Below are 18949 nucleotides of genomic sequence, written 5' to 3'. Positions count from 1 at the left end.
TGTTACGGCCACTTCGCGGGGTTACCCGCGAAGTGGCCAGTACAGGATCAGCCCGACTTTAGCCAGCAGTAGCCCGCAACCTGGCCACATCCCGAATCGGTGGCGCGCCGTAAAGCCGGCTGTATTCACGGCTGAACTGCGACGGGCTTTCATACCCCACCCTATAGGCCGCCACCGCCGCCTCGAGCCCGTCGTTCAGCATGAGCCGCCGGGCCTCCTGCAGGCGCAACTGCTTCTGATACTGCAACGGGCTCATCGACGTCACGGCCTTGAAGCGGTGGTGCAAGGTCGAGGTGCTGAGGTTGACCTCACGGGCCAGGTCCTCGATACGCAGCGGTTGCTGGTAGTTGTTGTTAAGCCAGGTTATGGCTTGGCAAACCCGGTGGGTCTGGCTGTTGGCCAACGCGATTTCATACAGCCGGCAACCCTGCGGCCCACGCAGCAAACGGTAGAGAATCTCGCGGCGGAACAGCGGTGCCAACATCGCGATATCACGCGGTGTGTCCAGCAGGCGGATCAGCCGTAGCAGGGCGTCAAGCAACGCCGCATCAGTCCTTTCCACGTACAAGCCACGGCCCGAAGGTCTATTGGGTACCAGCATCGGTCCGCTCTCGGCGATCAGCTGGCTGATTTCGGCCGGGTCCAGGTCCATGCGCAGGCCCAGGCTGGGGTTCTGCGGGCTGGCATCGAGCTTCACGCCGCTTAGCGGCAAGGTCACCGAGACCACCATGTAATGCAGTGGGTCGTAGGCGTACTGCTCGTCGCCGAGAAACAGGCTTTTGCTGCCTTGGGCAAGGATGCACAGGGCGGGTTGCGCAAGGGTCGGCACCGAGCGCACGTTCTCGGTGTAGCGCACCAGGTACAGGTCATCGATGGCCGAGGCCGGGCCGTGGGGCTCGCCGGCGTGGCGGGTAATCAATTCGGCCAGTTCCAGGCGCTGCAGTTCCAGGGTGGGGTCGGTGGACGTGGCGGTGGTCATGATGGCTTTCCTCTACTGACCGACGCAGCATAGGTTTGGGCACAGACGGGCGCTAGTCGAAAGCTGCACGTCGATTGCCTGATCCTGCAGCGCTGCAGGATCAGGCAATCGACGTGCAGTATTGGCCTAACGCGCCGCGCGGGTGAGCCCCTAACCTTGGCAGCCTGGCTTTTCCGTCCGCCCGCTTCAAGGAGATTGTGCAATGACCCTAAAACAACCGGTCACCCATCTTGCTTTCATTCGTGCCAGCAGCGGGCGTTCTGCAGAGCTGGGCGCGCGCCTGCGTGACCTGCTCGAGCCCTCGCTGCGTGCGCCGGGTTGCCTGAGTTTCACCGTGCAGCGTTCGCAGGCTGATGCTGACCTGTGGCTGCTCAGTGGTAGCTGGCAGGACCAGCAGGCGATGAGTGGCTACTTTGCTTCGCCGACGCTGGAGGTGTTTGGTGAGCTGGTGCAGGCGCGTGTGGTCAGTAGCCTGGACTTGCATACCTTCGATTGAGGGTGGATGAGGTAAAGTGACGCACTTGTTCAACCAAGCGGATAGCGACATGGCACGTAGGGAATTTACTCATTTCGAAGCGGTTTCGGCGATGGTGCCGGTGGAGGGGGGTGGCTACAACGCGGCCATCGCGGTCAAGGCCCTGGGCATGGGCGGTGCACCACGCTTTCACAAGGTGCTCGACGGGCAGGTGTTCAAGGGCGCCGTGGCCGCCGACGAAGCGGCCACCGCCGAGCTGCAACGCCTGCAGGGCGTGAGCGAAGAGGGCGAGCTGGTCTGGTGATCAGGCTGGCGGCCGGGCCATCTTGAACAGATTGCCCAGTTCGAAATAGTCCGCCGGGCCACCGCCACGCAGGATCGGCTCGGCGGCAGCGGTATCGTAGATGCCGTTGTTCAACAGGTGCTCGGCAATGTGCACCGCCACGACTTCCCCGAGGATCAGCCAGCTAGGCACCAATGCCTGGTCGGCCCGCTTGAGCTGGACGATCTGGCTGACCTTGCACTCGAAGGCTACCGGGGTTTCGCCCACGCGCGGCACCTTGACGATGCTCGACGGTGCGGCAGTGAGGCCGCTCAGTTCAAATTCGCTCACATCGGCAGCAACTGGCGCGCAGCTCAGGTTCATTTGCTCGGCCAGTGGGCGGGTGGCCAGGTTCCAGACGAATTCACCGGTCTGCTCGATGTTGTTCAGGCTGTCTTTGCGCCCGACGCTGCAGAAACCGATGATCGGCGGGATGTAGTTGAAGGCGTTGAAGAAGCTGTATGGCGCCAGGTTCAGGCGACCGTCGCGGTCTTGAGAGGAGATCCAGCCGATAGGGCGGGGACCGACGATGGCATTGAACGGGTCGTGGGGCAGGCCGTGGCCTTTGGCGGGTTCGTAGTAATACATCTGTGCTGGGCTTGCTGGCCCTACCTCCTGGTGGACAAGGTGCCTAGTGTGCCAAGCCTGAGCTCGCCTGCAAATGATCAAGCCCGGCTAAAGCCGGGCTGGGTGCTCGCATCAGGGATCAGCTGATGCGGTGGGCGTTGGTGCGGTCGAAGCCATCTTCGGCGAAGCGTTGGCCGCCGGTGCGGTCGAAGCCGTCTTCGGCGAAGCGTTGGCCGCCGGTGCGGTCGAAGCCGTCTTCGGCGAAGCGTTGGCCGCCGGTGCGGTCAAAGCCGTCTTCAACGTAACTAGCGGATTGAGTCTGGGCTGCGGCGAAGGTGTGGGCGTTGGTGCGATCGAAGCCATCTTCGGCAAAGGCGCCCGTTGCGAGAACCGAGAGGGCCAGGGTGAGGATCAGTTTGTTTTTCATGGTCGTTGCTCCAGGGGGTCGTGAGTTGTTTGTTTCTATGGGTTAAATGCTACGCCTATTAATTCGATTAAAAAGCGCAAAAAATAGCGGTTAAAAATCTAATAAATAGATATATATGGGTGCGCATACCGTCAATCAGGCAGCAGCCTGGCCCAAGGTACGTCGGTGCTTGCACCAACGTTCTGCCAGCCATTGCAGCTTGATGAGGTGGAATTAATAGGGCGTTAAGAAGGAAAAATCTGAAGCAGATGGCCGATGAACGTATTTTTCATCTATCACCAACCGATTTTTCAGACGCTGCTCAGCACCATCGCCGCACCTAAAACTGGAGCGGCACAACAATGAACAAACTCCCGCAAATCACCTTGGCCTTCTGGGTCATGAAGATCTGCGCTACCACCCTGGGTGAAACAGCAGGCGACTTGCTGTCGATGACCCTGAACATCGGCTATGCACTTAGCTCGCTGCTGCTGATCAGCGTGTTTCTGCTGACGTTGCTGGGCCAGTTGTACTCGCGCCGCTATCACCCGATGCTGTACTGGTTGGTTATTCTCTCCACCAGTACCGCTGGCACCACCATGTCCGATTTCATGGACCGTACCCTGGGGCTGGGTTATGCCACGGGTTCGGCGCTGCTCATCGGCATCCTGTTACTGACCTTCCTGGTCTGGCGTCTGAGTGGCAACCCGCTGGATGTCACCCGTATCAAGAACCGCACGGGCGAGCTGTTCTACTGGGTGGCAATCCTGTTTTCCAACACCCTCGGCACCGCGCTGGGCGATTACCTGGCCGATGACTCGGGGCTGGGCTTTGCCGGTGGCGCACTGTTGATTGGCAGTGCCATTGCATTGGTGGTGGTGGCTCGATATTGGACCCGCATCCCAGGCGTTGTGTTGTTCTGGGTCGCGTTCGTGCTCACCCGGCCGTTTGGCGCCACCTTGGGTGACTTCCTGACCAAGCCGCATGAGAAGGGCGGCCTGGACTTTGGCACGGTCGGCTCTTCGGCAGTGCTGGGCGGGGTGCTGCTGGTGCTGGTGCTGATGGCCAACTGGTACCAGCGCCGTGAACCGCGTCAGGCGTTGGAGGTGTCTTGAATCGGCTCATCAGGGGCTTTGGAGGTATGGCTTGATGTTTGCGGTGTTGCTGAAATCGAGCGCCGCGCGCGGCGCTCGATCTCGAAGGCGATAAACCTGTTTTGACAAGCACTTGGCAGCCGAGATCCTTTATCAGAGCGGGCATAAAAAAGGGGCGCCCCATACAATGGTGCGCCCCTTTCAGTATTACCAGGCCTGCGTCAATCAGTAGTAATTCGCGAGTGTTGCTTGGTGTCCTTCATGGTTGCGTAAACCAGCAGCGAGCAAGCGATGCAGGCGGTAACGTACCAGTAGAAGCCGCTTTCCATGCCGACGCTCTTGAACCACAGGGCCACGTACTCAGCGGTACCGCCGAAGATCGACACGGTCAGCGCATATGGCAGGCCTACGCCCAGTGCGCGAATTTCAGTTGGGAACAGCTCGGCCTTGACCACGGCGTTGATCGAGGTGTAGCCGCTGACGATGATCAAAGCAGCCATGATCAGGAAGAACGCGCCCCACCAGGTTTGGATGGTGTGCAGGGTGCTGAGGATCGGTACGGTGAACAGGGTGCCGAGCACACCGAAGGCGATCAGGATCGGACGTCGGCCGATCTTGTCGGACAGCCCGCCGATCACCGGCTGCAGGCACATGAACAGGAACAGCGTGGCGGCCGAGATGGTGGTCGAGTCGCTGATGCTCATGCCCACGGTGTTGACCAGGTACTTCTGCATGTAGGTGGTGTAGGTGTAGAAGGCCAGGGTGCCGCCCATGGTCAGGCCGACCACTGTCATCAGCTCCTTGGGGTGACGCAGCAGGGTGCGCATCAGGCTTTCCTTGGCCTTTTCCTTCTTGGTGAACGATGCGGTTTCTTCCATGCCGCGACGCAGGTACAGGGCCACTACGGCGCACAGCGCACCGATCACGAACGGCACGCGCCAGCCCCAGGCATACAGCTGCTCGGTGGTCAGGGTCTGCTGCAGGACGATCAATACCGCCAGGGCGATGAGCTGGCCGGAGATCAGGGTCACGTACTGGAAGCTGGAGAAGAAGCCACGGCGTTCCTTGCTGGCCATTTCGCTGAGGTAGGTGGCCGAGGTGCCGTATTCACCACCTACCGACAGGCCCTGCAGCAGGCGTGCGATGACCAGCAGGATAGGCGCGGCGACGCCGATGGTTTCGTAACCCGGGGTCAGGGCGATGACCAACGAGCCTGCGCACATCAGCAGTACCGAAGCCATGAGCGCGGCCTTGCGGCCCTTGCGGTCGGCGTACAGGCCCATCAGCCAGCCGCCGATCGGGCGCATCAGAAAGCCCACGGCGAAGATCGCGGCGGTGTTGAGCAGTTGTGCGGTGGAGTCGCCGGCCGGGAAGAAGGCCTTGGCGAAGTACAGCGAGAACGCGGCGTAGACGTACCAGTCGTACCATTCGACCATGTTGCCGATGGACCCGCTGAAAATCGACTTCAGGCGGCTGGCGGTGGTTTTTTCTGCGGCAGGCGCGGTGGCCGCCCCGGCGGGCAGGGAGGTGGCGTTATCCATCAGGGATACCTTCTCGTTGTTTTTGTGGAGCGCGCCGTGGCGCAGCTTGCACAGGTGATTGCAGAAGGTGTGCCAAATGGGTGCAGGCTGATTCATTTGAGGGCGTAGTCTGCCCAGACCCCGCATGTTAGTGGCCTTGTAGGAGCGGCCTTGCGTCGCGATGGGCTGCAAAGCAGCCCCAAGATCGCCGAGAAGTAAGCGGATGTTTGCTTATTAGTCATTACCAATAAGCGGATTTCCGCTCATTCGCGCCCGACAAAATCCTCACGTACCAACCCATGCCGCTGCATCTTCTCGTTCAGTGTGCGCCGTGGCAGCTGCAACGCCTCCATCACTGCATTGATCGCCCCACCATGCTGGCGCAACGCCGCGCGTAGGCATTGCGCCTCGAACGCTTCCATTTGCTCGCCCAGCGATTGCCCGGCAGGCGCCACCTCGATGTTCGGCGAACCCAAACCCAATGCATGCCGCTCCGCCGCATTGGCCAGTTCACGCACATTGCCCGGCCAGTCATGCGACAGCAGTTGCGCCAGCTGTGCTCCCGACGGCGGCGGCGCGGCACGCCCAAGCTTTTCGCTTGCCGCACGGGCAAAGTGGTCGAACAGCAGCGCGATGTCCTCACGCCGTTCACGCAATGGTGCCAGGCGCAGCTCGGCCACGTTCAAGCGGTAGGCCAGGTCTTCGCGAAAGCGCCCGGCACGGGCTTCGTCGAGCAGGTCGGGCTTGGTCGCGGCAATGATTCGCAAGTCGACGCTGATGCTCTGGTTGGCCCCCAGGCGCTCCACCTTCTGTTCCTGAATCACCCGTAGCAGCTTGGCCTGCTGCGCCAGTGGCATGCTCTCGATTTCGTCAAGGAACACCGTGCCACCGTTGGCGTACTCCAGCTTGCCGATGCGCTTGCCCTGGGCGCCGGTAAAGGCGCCGCTCTCGTGACCGAACAGCTCGGCCTCGAACAGCGACTCTGGGATTGCTGCACAGTTGAGGGCAACGAACGGCTTGTCGGCGCGCGGGCCAAAATCGTGCAGGCAGCGGGCGACACGCTCCTTGCCACTGCCGGTTTCACCACGAATCAGCACATTGACCGGCAGGCTGGCCAGCTCCAGCACTTGCCGGCGCAGTTGCTGCAGGCCTTGGGACATGCCAAGCAGCGTCCCCTCCAGGCGTGACTTGAGGTCGGCCTGCTCGTGCAACCGGCGGTTCTCCAGCACCAGCTGGCGCTTCTCCAGGGCTCGGCGCAGGCTGCCCAGCAAGTGTTGCGGGGTAAAGGGTTTTTCAAGGAAGTCATAGGCCCCGTTGCGCATGGCTTCTACCGCCATGGGCACATCACCGTGGCCGGTGAGCAAAATCACGGGCAGGTCGGGGTCATCCGCCTGCAGGCGTTCGAGCAATTGCAGGCCATCCATGCCCGGCATGCGGACATCGCTGATGATCACCCCGGGAAAGTGCCGCGGCAGGTGTGCCAGGCACTCTTCGGCGCGGGCGAACAACTGCACGCTGAAGCCGGATAGGCTCAGCCATTGCTCGACAGCCGTGCGGATACTGGCTTCATCATCGACGACGATCACCGAATTCAACATACAGGCTCCAGGTCACGGGGCAGGGTAAGGCTCAGGCGCGCGCCGCCGGGCAGGTTTTCGGCCTGTAGCTGGCCACCGGCCTCGTGCACGATGCCATAGGAAATGGCCAGGCCCAGCCCCAGCCCTTCACCCACTGGCTTGGTGGTGAAGAATGGGTCGAAGACCTTGGCCAGGTCGGCTTCGGCAATGCCGCCACCGGAGTCGAGCACGCTAAGGCGCCACAGCTCGCCGTCGGGCTCGATGCGGATTTCCAGGCGTTTGTAGCGCTTGTCGGCCATGGCGTCGAGGGCATTGCGCAGCAGGTTGATCAGTACCTGCTCCAGGCGGATGGCATCGCCACGTACCCAGGCCGGGCGTGCCAGGTACAGGGCCACCTCTACTTCTTCGCTGCGAATGCGCGCTTCGAGCAGGTGCAAGGCCTGGTCGACCACGGTGGCCAGGTCGAGGCGCTCGCGCAGGCCCACCGGGCTGTTGCGGGCGAAGGTTTTCAGGTGGCTGGTAAGCGCTGCCATGCGTGTGAGCATTTGTTCCAGCGGCTCCAGCGCCTGCCGCGCTTCGTCATGGCGGCCATGGTCAAGCAGCAGGCGCAGGGTTTCCAGCTGCATGCGTTGGGTGGTCAGCGGTTGGTTTATTTCGTGGGCCATGGCCGCCGACATCTGCCCGAGCGCGGCCAGTTTGGCGGATTGCACCAGGCCTTCCTGGGCGGTACGCAGCTCGCGCGTGCGCTCCTCGACCTGGCGCTTGAGCTCTTGTCGGCTGCGCTGGCGCAGGCGGGCCAGGCGCAGGCGCTGGCTGACGAACAGCGCAGCGAACACCAGGCTCAGCCAGACGGCGGCGGCGCCGAGGGCGGCATTGCGGCCATCGGCGGCGACCTGCGGTTTGCGCAGCAGGTGCAACGTCCAGTTTTCGCCTTCCAGCGGCAGGCTCTCCCACAAGTACTCGGCGCTGCCCTCCGGGTCTTGCACGCGGCTAAGGGTGCTGTTGGCGGCAAAGCGCGTCAGCACCTGATGTTGCAGCGGCACCAACGGTTGCTTGTCGTACTGGCGGGTTTCGGCCAGTTCGGCCCGGTCGGCGCCACTGAGCGGCTGCAGCTCGCGGTAGCGCCAGCCGTCCTGGTTGGCAATGAAGGTAATGCCGCGGGCGTCGCTGACCAGCAGGGTATCGCTGCCCTGGCGCCATTCGCGTTCCAGCTCGGGGAACTCCAGCTTCACCACCATGGCGCCGAGGAAGCGGCCATGCTCATCGTTGACCGCGCTGGCGAGGAAGTAACCCGGCACGCCACTGGTCACCCCCACAGCGTAGAAGCGGCCGCTGCCTTGGCTGCGGGTTTGCTTGAAATAGGGCCGGAAGCCGTAGTTGGAGCCCACGTAGCTGCTGGGCAGACGCCAGTTGCTGGCAGCAATGGCCAGGCCGGTGCGGTCGAGCAGTTCGAGGGTGGAGGAATTGGCGGCGCCGTTGATGCGTTCGAGCTTGTGGTTCAGGGCGTCCTGTACGTGTTCGGTGACCGGACCGCGCAACGCGGCGATCAGCTCCGGGTCCAGCGCCAGCACGGCGGGCAGGGCGCGGTAGCGGTCGATCAGGGTGTGCAGGGCGTTGGCGTACAGGCCCAACTGCTGGCTGGCACGCTGGGCGTCGTCTTCCATGGCCTGGCGCTTGGCCTGGTGCATGGCCCAGCCGGCACTGAGGGCGGTACCCAGCACGATCAGCAGGGTGATCAGCCCCAGACGCAGGGCGCGAAAGGAAAAGGGCATGGGGGCGGATCCGGATGATTGGGATGTCGGGGCCAGCCCTTTCGCGGGGAAGCCCGCGAAAGGGCCGGTACAGGCGACCTTTCAGTTACAGCAGCTCGAAACTCTGTTGCTGCACCGCCTGGGAATCCAGCCCGACCTGGACATTGAATTCCCCGGGCTCGGCAACCCGCTGTAGCTGGCCATTGTAGAACTTCAGGTCGTCCTCGCTGATGCTGAAGGTCAATGTGCGCGTCTCGCCAGGCTTGAGCATAAGCTTCTGGAAGTTTTTCAGCTCCTTCACCGGGCGGCTCATCGAGGCGGACACATCCTGCAGGTACAGCTGCACCACCGTCTCGCCTGCCACCTTGCCGGTGTTCTTGACCGTTACCTTGGCTTCCAGCGTATCGCCGCGCTTGAGGTCTTTGCTCGACAGCGCCAGGCCCGACAACTCGAAGCTGCTGTAGCTCAGGCCATAGCCGAACGGGTACAGCGGCCCGTTGGGCTCTTCGAAGTACTGCGAGGTGTAGTTGCCCGGCTTGCCCGGCGTGAATGGCCGGCCGATACGGGTGTGGTTGTAGTACATCGGGATTTGCCCGACCGAGCGCGGGAAGGTGATGGCCAGCTTGCCAGAGGGGTTGTAATCGCCAAACAGTACGTCGGCGATGGCATTGCCGCCTTCGGTGCCGGCGAACCAGGTTTCGAGGATCGCGTCGGCCTGCTCGCGTTCCCAGCTGATCGACAGCGGCCGGCCGTTCATCAGCACCAGCACCAGTGGTTTACCGGTTGCCTTGAGGGCCTTGATCAGCTCGCGCTGGCTGGCCGGGATTTCCAGGGTGGTACGGCTCGACGACTCGTGGGACATGCCGCGCGACTCGCCGACCACTGCCACGATCACATCGGACTGCTTGGCCGCTTTGACAGCCTCATCGATCAGCACCGCAGGCGGACGTGGGTCGTCGACGATTTCCGGGGCATCGAAGTTGAGGAAGTTCAGGTAATCGAGAATCGCCTTGTCGCCCGTGACGTTGGAGCCTTTGGCATAGACCAGCTTGGCCTTGCCCTCCATGGCACGGCTCAAGCCTTCGCGAACGGTCACCGAGTGTACGGGTTTTCCGTCGGCGGCCCAGCTGCCCATCATGTCGATCGGGGCATCGGCCAGCGGGCCGACCAAGGCAATGGTGCCGGCTTTTTTCAGTGGCAGGGTCTGGTTGCGGTTTTCCAGCAGCACCAGGCTGCGGCGGGCCACGTCACGCGCGGCTTCGCGGTGCAGGCGGTCGTTGCCGTAATAGTCTTTCAGGTCGGTTTCGGCCTTGCCGATACGCACGTATGGGTCTTTGAACAGGCCCATGTCGTATTTGGCACCCAGCACTTCACGCACCGCCTGGTCCAGCTCGCGCTGGGTCACTTCGCCAGACTTCAGCAAGCCCGGCAGTTCTTCGCCGTACAGGGTGTCGTTCATGCTCATGTCGATGCCGGCCTTGATCGCCAGCTTGGCGGCTTCACGGCCGTCGCGGGCGACGCCGTGGCGGATCAACTCCTGGATTGCACCGTGGTCGCTGATGGTCACGCCCTTGAAGCCCCACTCCTTGCGCAGCAGGTCGTTCATCAGCCAGGTGTTGGAGGTGGCCGGCACGCCATTGATCGAGTTCAGCGCCACCATTACCCCGCCGGCACCCGCATCGAGTGCGGCGCGGTAGGGCGGCAGGTAGTCGTTGTACATTTTCGGCAGGCTCATATCGACTGTGTTGTAGTCGCGCCCGCCTTCCACCGCGCCATACAGGGCGAAGTGCTTGACGATGGCCATGATGCTGTCGGGGTTGGCCGGGCTGCTGCCCTGGAACGAGCGCACCATCACCTGGCCGATTTTCGAGGTCAGGTAGGTGTCTTCGCCGAAGCCTTCACTGGTGCGGCCCCAGCGCGGGTCACGGGCGATATCGACCATCGGTGCGAAGGTCATGTCCAAGGCGTCGGCCGAGGCTTCGATAGCGGCGGTGCGACCGACCTTGGCAACCGCGTCCATGTCCCAGGTGGCAGCCATGCCCAGGCCGATCGGGAAGATGGTGCGTTCGCCGTGGATGGTGTCGTAGGCGAAGAACATCGGGATCTTCAGGCGACTGCGCATGGCGGCGTCTTGCATCGGCCTGTTTTCCGGGGCGGTGCGTGAGTTGAAAGTGCCACCGATGCGGCCGGCGGCGATTTCCTCGCGAATCTTGTCGTGGGGCATTTCCGGACCGATGCTGATCAGGCGCAACTGTCCGATTTTCTCGGCTTCGGTCATCTGGCTGATCAGATGGTCGATGAATGCCTGCTTGTCCTGCAGGGGCGGGGCGGTGGGGGCGGCGAGGGCCGCCTGACTGGCAAGGCCCATGGCCAGGCCCAGCAAAGACAGTTTCATCATCAATTCCGTTGTGGGGCCTCTGCCGTATCCACGGTGATACGTGCGCGACCGAAGTTTTCAGGCGGCTATTGTTGTACGATTTGCAGGCATTTCTTCCAGCGGCGGATTATGCCTGAATATGTCGCTAGCGGATGAAGCCCCGAATGCCGGGACAACAACTATAAGAACGCTCAAGAGACCGACGGCATGACCCCTTTCGATGAGTACCATCAGCGGCAGATTGCCGAAGCCATTGCCCGTGCCGAACGGCGTACCGATGCCGAACTGGTGACGGTGCTGGCCCGCCGTGCCGATGACTACGCCTATTGGCCTTTGTTCTGGGCCGCCGTACTGGCGCTGGCCGTGCCTGGGCTGTTGCACTGGCTGCTGGGCTGGCCTGGCGTGCGAGGCTTGCTGGTGGCCAATGTGTTGCTGTTCGTCGGCCTGTGCCTGCTGCTGCGCAACCCACGCCTGGCCGGCTGGCTGATCCCTCGGGGCCTGCGCCGCTGGCGTGCCTCGCGCCTGGCCCGGCAGCAGTTTCGCGAGCAGAACCTGCAGCGCACTGCAGGCGCCACGGGCGTGCTGATCTTTGTCAGCGAAGCGGAGCGGCATGTGGAGATTTTGGTCGACCGTGGTATCGAGCATTACCTGGATACCACCGCCCGCGCGGCCATCGTGGCCCGCTTTGCCGAGCAGGTGCGCCAGGGCCGGACCTTGCAGGGCTTTGTCGAGTGCATCGAGGCCTGCGGCGAGTTATTGAGCGAGCACGTGCCGCCAACCCATGCCCGTAACGAGTTGCCCAACCGCCTGGTGATTCTCGATTGAGTCGGAAGCCGGCAGCATAGGGTGTAGAATGCGCTTCCCGCTATTCGAGGCACCGTTTCTCCATGTCCGCCAGTACTTCCGCCCCCTGTGCGCCAGATGCGCGCACCCAGTTTCTCGACCTGCTGAACGCCGCCTTACACGGCAACACCCTGGTCAAGCTGGTGCTGGCGCGCCATGTCGGTGCCGACCAGACCTTGCAACGGATCATTGCCAAGCCGCTGCAGGTCAAGGGCCAGCCATGCCTGTCGCTGGTCTACCGCCACCAGACACGCGACATCACCCGCAACCTGCCGCTGGAGCAGGCCCAGGTGCTGGTCGCCGAGCTGCTGCCGGACAGCTTTCGCAATGCCCACCTGTTCGACGCTGACGGCGAAGTGCAGCTGACATTCAGCAAGAAGGGCAAACCGATGCTTCAGCGTCACGGTGCACAAGCACCGCGCGAGGCCGTCGCAGGCAGCGGCCACGACCGCGAGAAAAAGCGCTACCTGGAGCTGTCGCGGCCGTTCCTGCGCGACCTTGGCGTGACCGACGCACAAGGCGCATTGATCCCGTCCATGTCGCGCAAGTGGAAGCAGATCAACAAGTTCATCGAGGTTTTCGACCACGCCCTGGCCAGCGCGCCGGTGCCGGCGCAGCAGGCGCTGCGGGTCGCCGACTTCGGTTCGGGCAAGGGTTACCTGACCTTCGCCATGCATGACTACCTGCGCAACAGCCTGGGCCGCGATGCACAGGTGACTGGCGTGGAGTTGCGCCAGGACATGGTCGACCTGTGCAACGCCGCCGCCTCGCGCCTTGAGCACCCAGGGCTGGAGTTCCAGTGCGGTGACGTGCGCAGCGTAGTGCCTGCGGCCATCGAGGTGATGATCGCCCTGCATGCCTGCGACATCGCCACCGACTACGCCATTCACACCGGCATCCGCTGCAACGCTGCGATCATCATGTGTTCGCCGTGCTGCCACAAACAGATCCGTCCGCAACTGCACAGCCCAGGGTTGCTGCAACCGATGCTGCAGTACGGCCTGCACTTGGGCCAGCAGGCCGAAATGCTCACCGACAGCCTGCGCGCGCTGTACCTGGAAGCCTGCGGCTATGAAACCAAGGTGTTCGAGTTCATCTCGCTGGAGCACACCAACAAGAACAAGATGATTCTTGCGGTGAAGCGGCGGCAGGCGGTGGACAACGGCGCGCTGCTGGAGAAGATCGCCCAGCTCAAGGCGTTCTACGGGGTGCAGGAGCATTGCCTGGAGGCGTTGTTGCGGGCGGATGGGTTGCTCTGACGGCCACCCACCTGCAGGTCTGTGGAGGACGTGTCAGCGTCGAGCAGAGGGTGGCTCGATCGCCAATGTCGCCTGCCCCAGCGGATGCGTACTGGCATCAAAGAAGTGCAGCGTGGTACCCACCAAGTCGGCGAACCGATCCACGAAATGCTGCTTCTGGTTGATCACCGAAGCCTCGCTCAACGGCCGGATAGCAATCGAAAGCTGCTTCGGCCGAGCCAGGCGAATGGCGTCGAGCAGGTGCTGGTCACTGCTGTCCAGATGCTGCCCGAACAGGCATAGCCCCTGGCTTTCCCGTGCCAGCTGCTCCAGGCACCAGCTCAGGTAGTCCGAGTGGCGGATGGCACGCAGTTTCTCGTCGCTGCGGTCTTCGTTGACGAACAGCGGTACTTCACCTGGGATGTTCACGGCAAACCCATCGAGCAGCTCGGCGCTTTCGGCGCTGCGTTGGCGGGTGGTGCCGTCGGGCAGCTTGAGCAGGTGCAGGCCGCCATGCAGGTGCAGCACGCGGGTGCCTTCGCTGCGGGTGCGGCGCACGTCGAAGTAGCCTTGCTCGTCGAACAGTTCGGCGAAGCCCTGCGGGGCGTATTGCACGGCCCACGGCAGCAGCAGGTCGTAGTTGCTGGTGTAGACGCAGCGGTAGCCGCGCAGGGCCTGGTTGAGCGCGGCCAGGGTGGTGGCAGGCATCAGTGGCCAGGGCAGGTGCACGGTACGCACGGCGTGGATCAGCGCTTCCTTGATCGAGTAGTAGCGGTTCAGCGGCGCGGTGGAGTTGATGGCCAGTGCGGCGTTGGCGCGTACTGTGATGTTGAGGGTGCTGAGTACGGGCTCGAACAGCTCCGTGCCCAAGGATTTGAACAATGCCTGGTCGCTGACCGCCAGGCCTTTCTTGCGGCCGGCGCGTTGCGCTTCCTCGAACAGCGAGAAGTAGCCGAACGGTTTCCACACTGCGCGGCTGGCGCCGTTGCCCAGCAGCAGGGCGTCGCAGGGGTGGCGGGCGGCGAGTGCTGGCCAGGAGGTGAGGGTGGCGTCGAGTGCAGGCATGCTGGGGTCCGTTGGGTGGAGCGGGGAACGGGGCGACTTTAGCATGTCGAGCGAGGTTCTCGAGAGCCGCTGTCCAGTTCCCGTCAGCGCTGTTCAGCTGTTTGCACACTTCGATTTCTGTTGCGCCAAACCCGATACGCCCGAATGCCTGCCCGCACCGAGCCGAACAGCAGTTTGTCTTCCATCTCCCGCGCCATCCCCGAGCGCACCAGCATGCGCAGGAAGGTACCCCGCGCGCGCGCGATGGCGAAGAAAATGCCCTGGGCGGCCAAGGTGTCGCGCACTTCGCGCAGGGCGGCGATGCCGCTGACATCGATGCTGGTGACGGCTTCGGCATCGAACAGCACGGCCTTTGGCTGGTTTTGGCTTTGCACGGCTTCTAGCAGGCGCATCTTGAAGTAGTCGGCGTTGAAGAACAGGATGGCGTCGTCGAAGCGGTACACCACCAGGCCAGGCACGGTGCGCGCGTCCTTGAATTTGCGGATGTCGACCTGGCCTTCGGTGCCCGGCAGCCAGCCCAGCACGGCATCGGTGGGCTGATAGATGCTGTAGAGCAGGCGCAGGATCGCCAGGGTCACGGCAAACACGATGCCGGGCAGCACGCCCAGGCCCAGCACTCCCGCCGTGGTCAGCAGGCACAGCCAGAACTCGAAGCGGCTTAGGCGTCGGATACGCCCCAGCGACTTGATGTCGATCAGCCCCCAGCCGGCCATCAGCAGCACGGCGCCCAGCGCCGCTTGCGGGATCCACGCCATGGGCGCGGTGAAGAACAGCAGGATCAGGGCAATCACCAGTGCAGCGATGATGCCCACCAGCTGGCTTTTGCCACCGACCATGTCGTTGACCGCCGTGCGCGAGTCGGCGCCGCTGATGGCAAAGCCCTGGGAAATACCGGCCGCCAGGTTACTCACACCCAGGGCGACGAATTCGTGGTTGGCATTGATCGCATAGCCATGCCGGGCGGCAAAGCTGCGTGCAGTGAGCATGGCGCTGCAGAAACTGACGGTTGCGATACCCAAGGCATCGCGCAGCAGGCTTTTCATTTCCGCCAGGTTGCTGTGCGGCCAGGCCAGTTTCGGGATGCCGGCAGGCACCGGACCGAGGATGGCAACGCCAAGGCGGTCAAGGCCGAACAGGCCGACCAGCAGCATGAACAGCGCCACCACCGTGAGGGCTGCAGGCAGGCGCGGGTAGCGACGTGGCAGCCAGATCAGCAAGCCCAGGGCGGCCAGGCCGATGATCAATGTTACCCAGTGGATTTCGCCCAGGCGCTGGAAGAAGTTGATCAGGCTGAGGATGAAGCCGTCGCCCTCGATCTTGAACCCCACTACCTTGGACAACTGGCCGGCGATCAGGCTGAGGCCGATACCGTTGAGGTACCCGATCAGGATTGGCCGCGAGAAGAAGCTGGCGATGAAACCGGCCCGCGCCAAGCCTGCGGCGATCAACATCACCCCGACCAGCACCGTGACGATAACTGACAGCTCGGCAATCCGCTGCGGGTCGCCCATGGCCAGCGGCGCCACGGCGCCGGCAATCATCGCGCAGGTAGCGGCGTCGGGGCCGACCATCAATTGGCGTGAGCTGCCGATCAGCGCGTAGACCATCATCGGCAGCACACAGGCGTAAAGGCCATATTGCGGTGGCAGGCCGACGATCTGTGCGTAGGCGATGGCAATGGGGATCTGGATCGCGGCTACCGACAGGCCAGCTTGCATGTCGGCGTGGAACCATTCGCGACGGTAGTGCAGCAGGTTGGCAAGGCCTGGTAACCAGCGGGAGAGAAACATGCGTTGTCCTTTCGAAGTGTTTCACCAATCCATTGAGCATATCCGCCAAAAGCCGTTTCGCTTGCACGCGCATGCGCCCGCTGCGCATTGAAGCGGATCGGCGGGTAAATGGCCATGGGCCAGATCAAAGCAGAGGGGGAGAAACGAAAAAAGGAGCCATGGCTCCTTTTGACTGCGATGACGTTGCTGGAACGCCATGCGGGAATGCGATGTGGAGCGGGTAGAGGGAATCGAACCCTCAACTAAAGCTTGGGAAGCTTTCGTTTTGCCACTAAACTATACCCGCATCTGAGCTCGACTTTTTACCAGAACCCTCAACGAATTAGAAGCCCAAGTTATAAAAAAGCTTGTCGGCGCCCCATGGCTTGCGGGTGTCAGCTACAGGACGCCGAGCTGCTCAGATGGCCAATGCATGCTGCCCCTGTTGAACAGGCTGGTAACGTTGACGGGGTTCACGCACGGCTGGCTTGAGGAACCCCAGCATCACACTGCGGGTATCCTCGCAGGCGACCTTGTTTTCCATATCCAGGAAGTGGCCCGCATCGCGGATCACGCTGAACTGGCTTCTGCCCACGTGTTTGCTGAACTGCCGTGCATCTTCCACCGTGGTGTATTCGTCGCGTTCGCCGTTGATGAACAGTACCGGGATGTTGATATTGCGCGCGCCATCCAGTGCGCGTTCCAGGTCGTGATGCAGCACCTGGTTGATGTGGAAGTGCATCTGCGCGTACTCGTGGCTGTCCAGGCTGCTGACGTGGCGGTAGTTGAAGCGCTTGAACAGTGACGGCAGGTGCTTGCCGATGGTGTCGTTGACCAGGTTGCCGACCTGATAGCGGTCGCAAGCGGCCAGGTACTGGCAGCCACGGTCCAGGTAGTCGCGCATCGGCTCGTTGATCACGGGCGAGAACGAACTCACCACGGCCTTCTTCACGTACCGCGGCTGGTGCGCCAGCGCCAGCAGCGTACTTGCACCTCCCCACGAGAAGGACATCACGTGGTCGGCCTGGAAGTGCTCGATCAGCTCCAGGAGGATATGCGCCTCGGTCTCCTTGCTGATCAGCCGTTCCTGACGGTTGTGTGGTTTGGACTTGCCGGCATACGGCTGGTCGAACAGTACTACGTTGAACTGCGGGTGCAGGTTACGTACCGTTTGGGCGAACGAGGCCGTGGTGGCCAGCGAGCCGTTGATCAGGATGATCGTATTCTCGGCCGCATCCGCGCGATAGAACTCCGTGTAAACCCGATACTGACCTTGGATATCAAGTACAGCGATTTCTGGCCTCATGTCATCGACTCCTGGCGCAAAAAGGGTATTCGCGTCACCTAGGGTGCACGTTCTTTATGACAGGTAGGCATTTGCCTGAAGAGAAACCGGGGGCCCTGTGTCGATCCTTGGCACGTGCGTCGACGGTATTGTTTTTGGCGGGCAATTCGCCGTGCCCCAAGGCATCGAGGCCTTGGGTGGCCGGCAAAAAGGTGTCTTCGACTGCGGGCGTGACTTGGTAGTCACATGCAGACTGACGATTTGGATTCAAGCAGTGGGTCGCGGATCGCGCAAGTGCCGTTCGGGGAGAAATGTGACTTTTGTCGCTGAGCGGTCGTATGACGACTCCGCGCCGTCTGTTCCGGCCTCTTCGCGGGTAAACCCGCTCCCACAGGTATTGCACTGTACCCAATGACAGTGGACCTCCTGTGGGAGCAACTGTCTTCTTGTGGAAGCTGGCCTTGCTGGCGATGGGGCGCGTAGCGCCCTTGGCCCGGCTCTGCCGGGCATCGCCAGCATGGCTGACTCTTACGGATGGGCCACCTGCTCCTGCCAAGGTGTTCCGGCCTTTAGCATCGCATTCAGCCGTATGATCAAGACCCGCATGCACGCCACTATCGCCACCTTCGCGCATTTCCCCTCGGCCCGCAAAGCCGCATAGCGGGCTCCGAAGTCTTGGTTGTATCGGATGACGATCCAGCAGGCCATGTACAGCGCTCGCCTGACACGTGACCGGCCACCCCAGATCTCGCGCTTGCCCGCGTGTTTGCCGCTGTCTTGGTTGAACGGTGCAACACCCACCAGTGCCGCGATTTCCTTACGGTCCACCTGGCCCAACTCCGGCAGCAGAGCCACCAGCTTGGTTGCCGTGACCAAGCCAATGCCTTTGACCTCCAAGAGGCGTGGGACACGGTCGTCATTGAGCTTCACGGCCTGTTCAGCGATCTCGAGTTCGAGCGCTTTGATTTCACCTTTCAGGTAAACAATGTGGCGCTCCAGACGGAAGCAGACGCTGGTTGACTGGGCCTGCTTCAGCCGACGTTTGTCATCGTCACGTTGCTGGACGAAGCGATCCCGCTGCATCAGCAACTCGCGCAGCAAGGCCCGTTCAGGCGTCATTACCGTATACCGTTGAGGCGGCAGCACTTCGGCGAAGTGAGCCAGCACCGCAGCGTCGATGGGGTCGGTCTTGGCTTGTTTACCCATGGATTTGGCAAAGGCCCGGACGCGGCTGGGGTTTATCCGGTACGCCGGAAGACCAGCGTCATGTAGAGCCCGCAGGACGTTGCATTCGTAACCGCCGGTCGCTTCAAGGATGATTGCTGAAACCTGATACTCGCCGAGTTTTTCGACAAGCTGACTGAATCCGTTCAGGTCATTGGAAACATTGAAGTTCAAACCTTCGGGGCGGATGTGCACGGCAAGTGTGGTGCTGGAAACATCGATGCCGACAGAGGAAAACATGGCCAAACCCTCTTAGACTCAAGGAGTGAGAGCGCTTTGGCTTGGCCCACGCTTGTGGTTCGAGATTTGGCCCTCATCCAACTGTTCGGGCTCTCGCCAAAGTGGAACGGTGAATGGCAGCTTGTGCTCCCACACGTGCTCGAGGCACCTCGGGCTATCAACTTGCCATTCACCGCTCTCACCTTAGATTCTATTCCCTCCTCAAGACACAAGCGGG

At 62.3% G+C, this 18949-nt stretch carries 16 protein-coding genes and 1 tRNA gene; 5 read left to right on the top strand and 12 right to left on the bottom strand.

All coding sequences use genetic code 11. From position 1 onward, the window contains the following. Positions 1-58 precede the first annotated feature (58 nt). Positions 59-979 (bottom strand): AraC family transcriptional regulator, encoded by a 921-nt coding sequence (locus DM807_RS10055; protein ID WP_060514028.1) that lies wholly within the window; start codon positions 977-979, stop codon positions 59-61. A gap of 202 nt (positions 980-1181) precedes the next feature. Between DM807_RS10055 and DM807_RS10050 the strand changes: the two genes are divergently transcribed. Together DM807_RS10050 and DM807_RS10045 are read left to right on the top strand one after the other, a co-directional pair. Then, a complete protein-coding gene (locus DM807_RS10050; protein WP_012273966.1) occupies positions 1182-1475 on the top strand; it encodes a putative quinol monooxygenase in 294 nt (97 codons plus the stop codon). Between the two features lie 16 nt (positions 1476-1491). Next, positions 1492-1758 carry a hypothetical protein gene (locus DM807_RS10045; RefSeq protein ID WP_012273965.1) on the top strand — a complete coding sequence of 89 codons (267 nt, stop codon included), beginning with the start codon at positions 1492-1494 and terminating at the stop codon, positions 1756-1758. Here the strand turns inward: DM807_RS10045 and DM807_RS10040 are convergent, their stop codons facing one another. Both DM807_RS10040 and DM807_RS10035 read right to left on the bottom strand, forming a co-directional pair. Beyond that, on the bottom strand, positions 1759-2364 hold the full coding sequence (locus DM807_RS10040; RefSeq protein ID WP_012273964.1) for a flavin reductase family protein: 606 nt from the start codon (positions 2362-2364) through the stop codon (positions 1759-1761). A 118-nt stretch (positions 2365-2482) separates the two neighbouring features. Then, the gene (locus DM807_RS10035; RefSeq protein WP_012273963.1) at positions 2483-2770 is read right to left on the bottom strand and encodes a hypothetical protein; all 288 of its coding nucleotides are present in this window, start codon (positions 2768-2770) and stop codon (positions 2483-2485) included. Positions 2771-3111: 341 nt separating this feature from the next. Here DM807_RS10035 and DM807_RS10030 point away from each other — a divergent pair, with 341 nt between their 5' ends. Next, positions 3112-3864 (top strand): COG4705 family protein, encoded by a 753-nt coding sequence (locus DM807_RS10030; protein WP_012273962.1) that lies wholly within the window; start codon positions 3112-3114, stop codon positions 3862-3864. 200 nt (positions 3865-4064) lie between these two features. Here the strand turns inward: DM807_RS10030 and DM807_RS10025 are convergent, their stop codons facing one another. The 4 genes from DM807_RS10025 to bglX form a co-directional block, all read right to left on the bottom strand. Then, positions 4065-5384 (bottom strand): MFS transporter, encoded by a 1320-nt coding sequence (locus DM807_RS10025; protein WP_012273961.1) that lies wholly within the window; start codon positions 5382-5384, stop codon positions 4065-4067. Positions 5385-5626: 242 nt separating this feature from the next. Continuing rightward, positions 5627-6961, bottom strand: a complete 1335-nt coding sequence (locus DM807_RS10020; protein WP_012273960.1) for a sigma-54-dependent transcriptional regulator — start codon at positions 6959-6961, stop codon at positions 5627-5629. After that, positions 6955-8712 carry a sensor histidine kinase gene (locus DM807_RS10015; RefSeq protein ID WP_179027337.1) on the bottom strand — a complete coding sequence of 586 codons (1758 nt, stop codon included), beginning with the start codon at positions 8710-8712 and terminating at the stop codon, positions 6955-6957. The genes DM807_RS10020 and DM807_RS10015 overlap by 7 nt, the downstream gene beginning before the upstream one ends. A gap of 85 nt (positions 8713-8797) precedes the next feature. Further along, entirely contained in the window at positions 8798-11089 is a 2292-nt protein-coding gene (gene bglX, locus DM807_RS10010) for a beta-glucosidase BglX (protein ID WP_060514029.1), read from the bottom strand. Between the two features lie 186 nt (positions 11090-11275). Here bglX and DM807_RS10005 point away from each other — a divergent pair, with 186 nt between their 5' ends. Further along, positions 11276-11893 carry a TPM domain-containing protein gene (locus DM807_RS10005; RefSeq protein ID WP_012273957.1) on the top strand — a complete coding sequence of 206 codons (618 nt, stop codon included), beginning with the start codon at positions 11276-11278 and terminating at the stop codon, positions 11891-11893. Positions 11894-11955: 62 nt separating this feature from the next. After that, positions 11956-13170: a class I SAM-dependent methyltransferase gene (locus DM807_RS10000; protein WP_179027336.1), complete on the top strand. Its 1215-nt coding sequence runs from the start codon at positions 11956-11958 to the stop codon at positions 13168-13170. A 33-nt stretch (positions 13171-13203) separates the two neighbouring features. Here the strand turns inward: DM807_RS10000 and DM807_RS09995 are convergent, their stop codons facing one another. The 5 genes from DM807_RS09995 to DM807_RS09975 form a co-directional block, all read right to left on the bottom strand. After that, on the bottom strand, positions 13204-14214 hold the full coding sequence (locus DM807_RS09995) for a DUF4917 family protein (RefSeq protein WP_179027335.1): 1011 nt from the start codon (positions 14212-14214) through the stop codon (positions 13204-13206). Between the two features lie 83 nt (positions 14215-14297). Then, positions 14298-16004: a SulP family inorganic anion transporter gene (locus tag DM807_RS09990; RefSeq protein WP_060494229.1), complete on the bottom strand. Its 1707-nt coding sequence runs from the start codon at positions 16002-16004 to the stop codon at positions 14298-14300. A 212-nt stretch (positions 16005-16216) separates the two neighbouring features. Next, positions 16217-16290: transfer RNA gene (locus tag DM807_RS09985), tRNA-Gly, on the bottom strand. A gap of 111 nt (positions 16291-16401) precedes the next feature. Then, entirely contained in the window at positions 16402-17289 is an 888-nt protein-coding gene (gene phaG / locus DM807_RS09980; RefSeq protein ID WP_012273953.1) for a (R)-3-hydroxydecanoyl-ACP:CoA transacylase, read from the bottom strand. A gap of 507 nt (positions 17290-17796) precedes the next feature. Further along, positions 17797-18732 (bottom strand): IS110 family transposase, encoded by a 936-nt coding sequence (locus DM807_RS09975; protein WP_179026968.1) that lies wholly within the window; start codon positions 18730-18732, stop codon positions 17797-17799. Positions 18733-18949 lie beyond the last annotated feature (217 nt).

The sequence above is a fragment of the Pseudomonas hunanensis genome (genome assembly GCF_013393325.1).
GTDB lineage: Bacteria > Pseudomonadota > Gammaproteobacteria > Pseudomonadales > Pseudomonadaceae > Aquipseudomonas > Aquipseudomonas putida_P.
This window is presented reverse-complemented; position numbering and strand designations above follow the sequence as displayed.

Excerpts from the sequence above, each read along its gene's own strand:
- phaG (WP_012273953.1), bottom strand. The coding sequence starts at position 17,289 with ATGAGGCCAGAAATCGCTGTACTTGATATCCAAGGTCAGTATCGGGTT.
- DM807_RS09995 (WP_179027335.1), bottom strand. The coding sequence starts at position 14,214 with ATGCCTGCACTCGACGCCACCCTCACCTCCTGGCCAGCACTCGCCGCC.
- DM807_RS10015 (WP_179027337.1), bottom strand. The coding sequence starts at position 8,712 with ATGCCCTTTTCCTTTCGCGCCCTGCGTCTGGGGCTGATCACCCTGCTG.
- DM807_RS10000 (WP_179027336.1), top strand. The coding sequence starts at position 11,956 with ATGTCCGCCAGTACTTCCGCCCCCTGTGCGCCAGATGCGCGCACCCAG.
- DM807_RS10035 (WP_012273963.1), bottom strand. The coding sequence starts at position 2,770 with ATGAAAAACAAACTGATCCTCACCCTGGCCCTCTCGGTTCTCGCAACG.
- DM807_RS09975 (WP_179026968.1), bottom strand. The coding sequence starts at position 18,732 with ATGTTTTCCTCTGTCGGCATCGATGTTTCCAGCACCACACTTGCCGTG.
- DM807_RS10055 (WP_060514028.1), bottom strand. The coding sequence starts at position 979 with ATGACCACCGCCACGTCCACCGACCCCACCCTGGAACTGCAGCGCCTG.
- bglX (WP_060514029.1), bottom strand. The coding sequence starts at position 11,089 with ATGATGAAACTGTCTTTGCTGGGCCTGGCCATGGGCCTTGCCAGTCAG.
- DM807_RS10040 (WP_012273964.1), bottom strand. The coding sequence starts at position 2,364 with ATGTATTACTACGAACCCGCCAAAGGCCACGGCCTGCCCCACGACCCG.
- DM807_RS10050 (WP_012273966.1), top strand. The coding sequence starts at position 1,182 with ATGACCCTAAAACAACCGGTCACCCATCTTGCTTTCATTCGTGCCAGC.
- DM807_RS10020 (WP_012273960.1), bottom strand. The coding sequence starts at position 6,961 with ATGTTGAATTCGGTGATCGTCGTCGATGATGAAGCCAGTATCCGCACG.
- DM807_RS10030 (WP_012273962.1), top strand. The coding sequence starts at position 3,112 with ATGAACAAACTCCCGCAAATCACCTTGGCCTTCTGGGTCATGAAGATC.
- DM807_RS09990 (WP_060494229.1), bottom strand. The coding sequence starts at position 16,004 with ATGTTTCTCTCCCGCTGGTTACCAGGCCTTGCCAACCTGCTGCACTAC.
- DM807_RS10005 (WP_012273957.1), top strand. The coding sequence starts at position 11,276 with ATGACCCCTTTCGATGAGTACCATCAGCGGCAGATTGCCGAAGCCATT.
- DM807_RS10025 (WP_012273961.1), bottom strand. The coding sequence starts at position 5,384 with ATGGATAACGCCACCTCCCTGCCCGCCGGGGCGGCCACCGCGCCTGCC.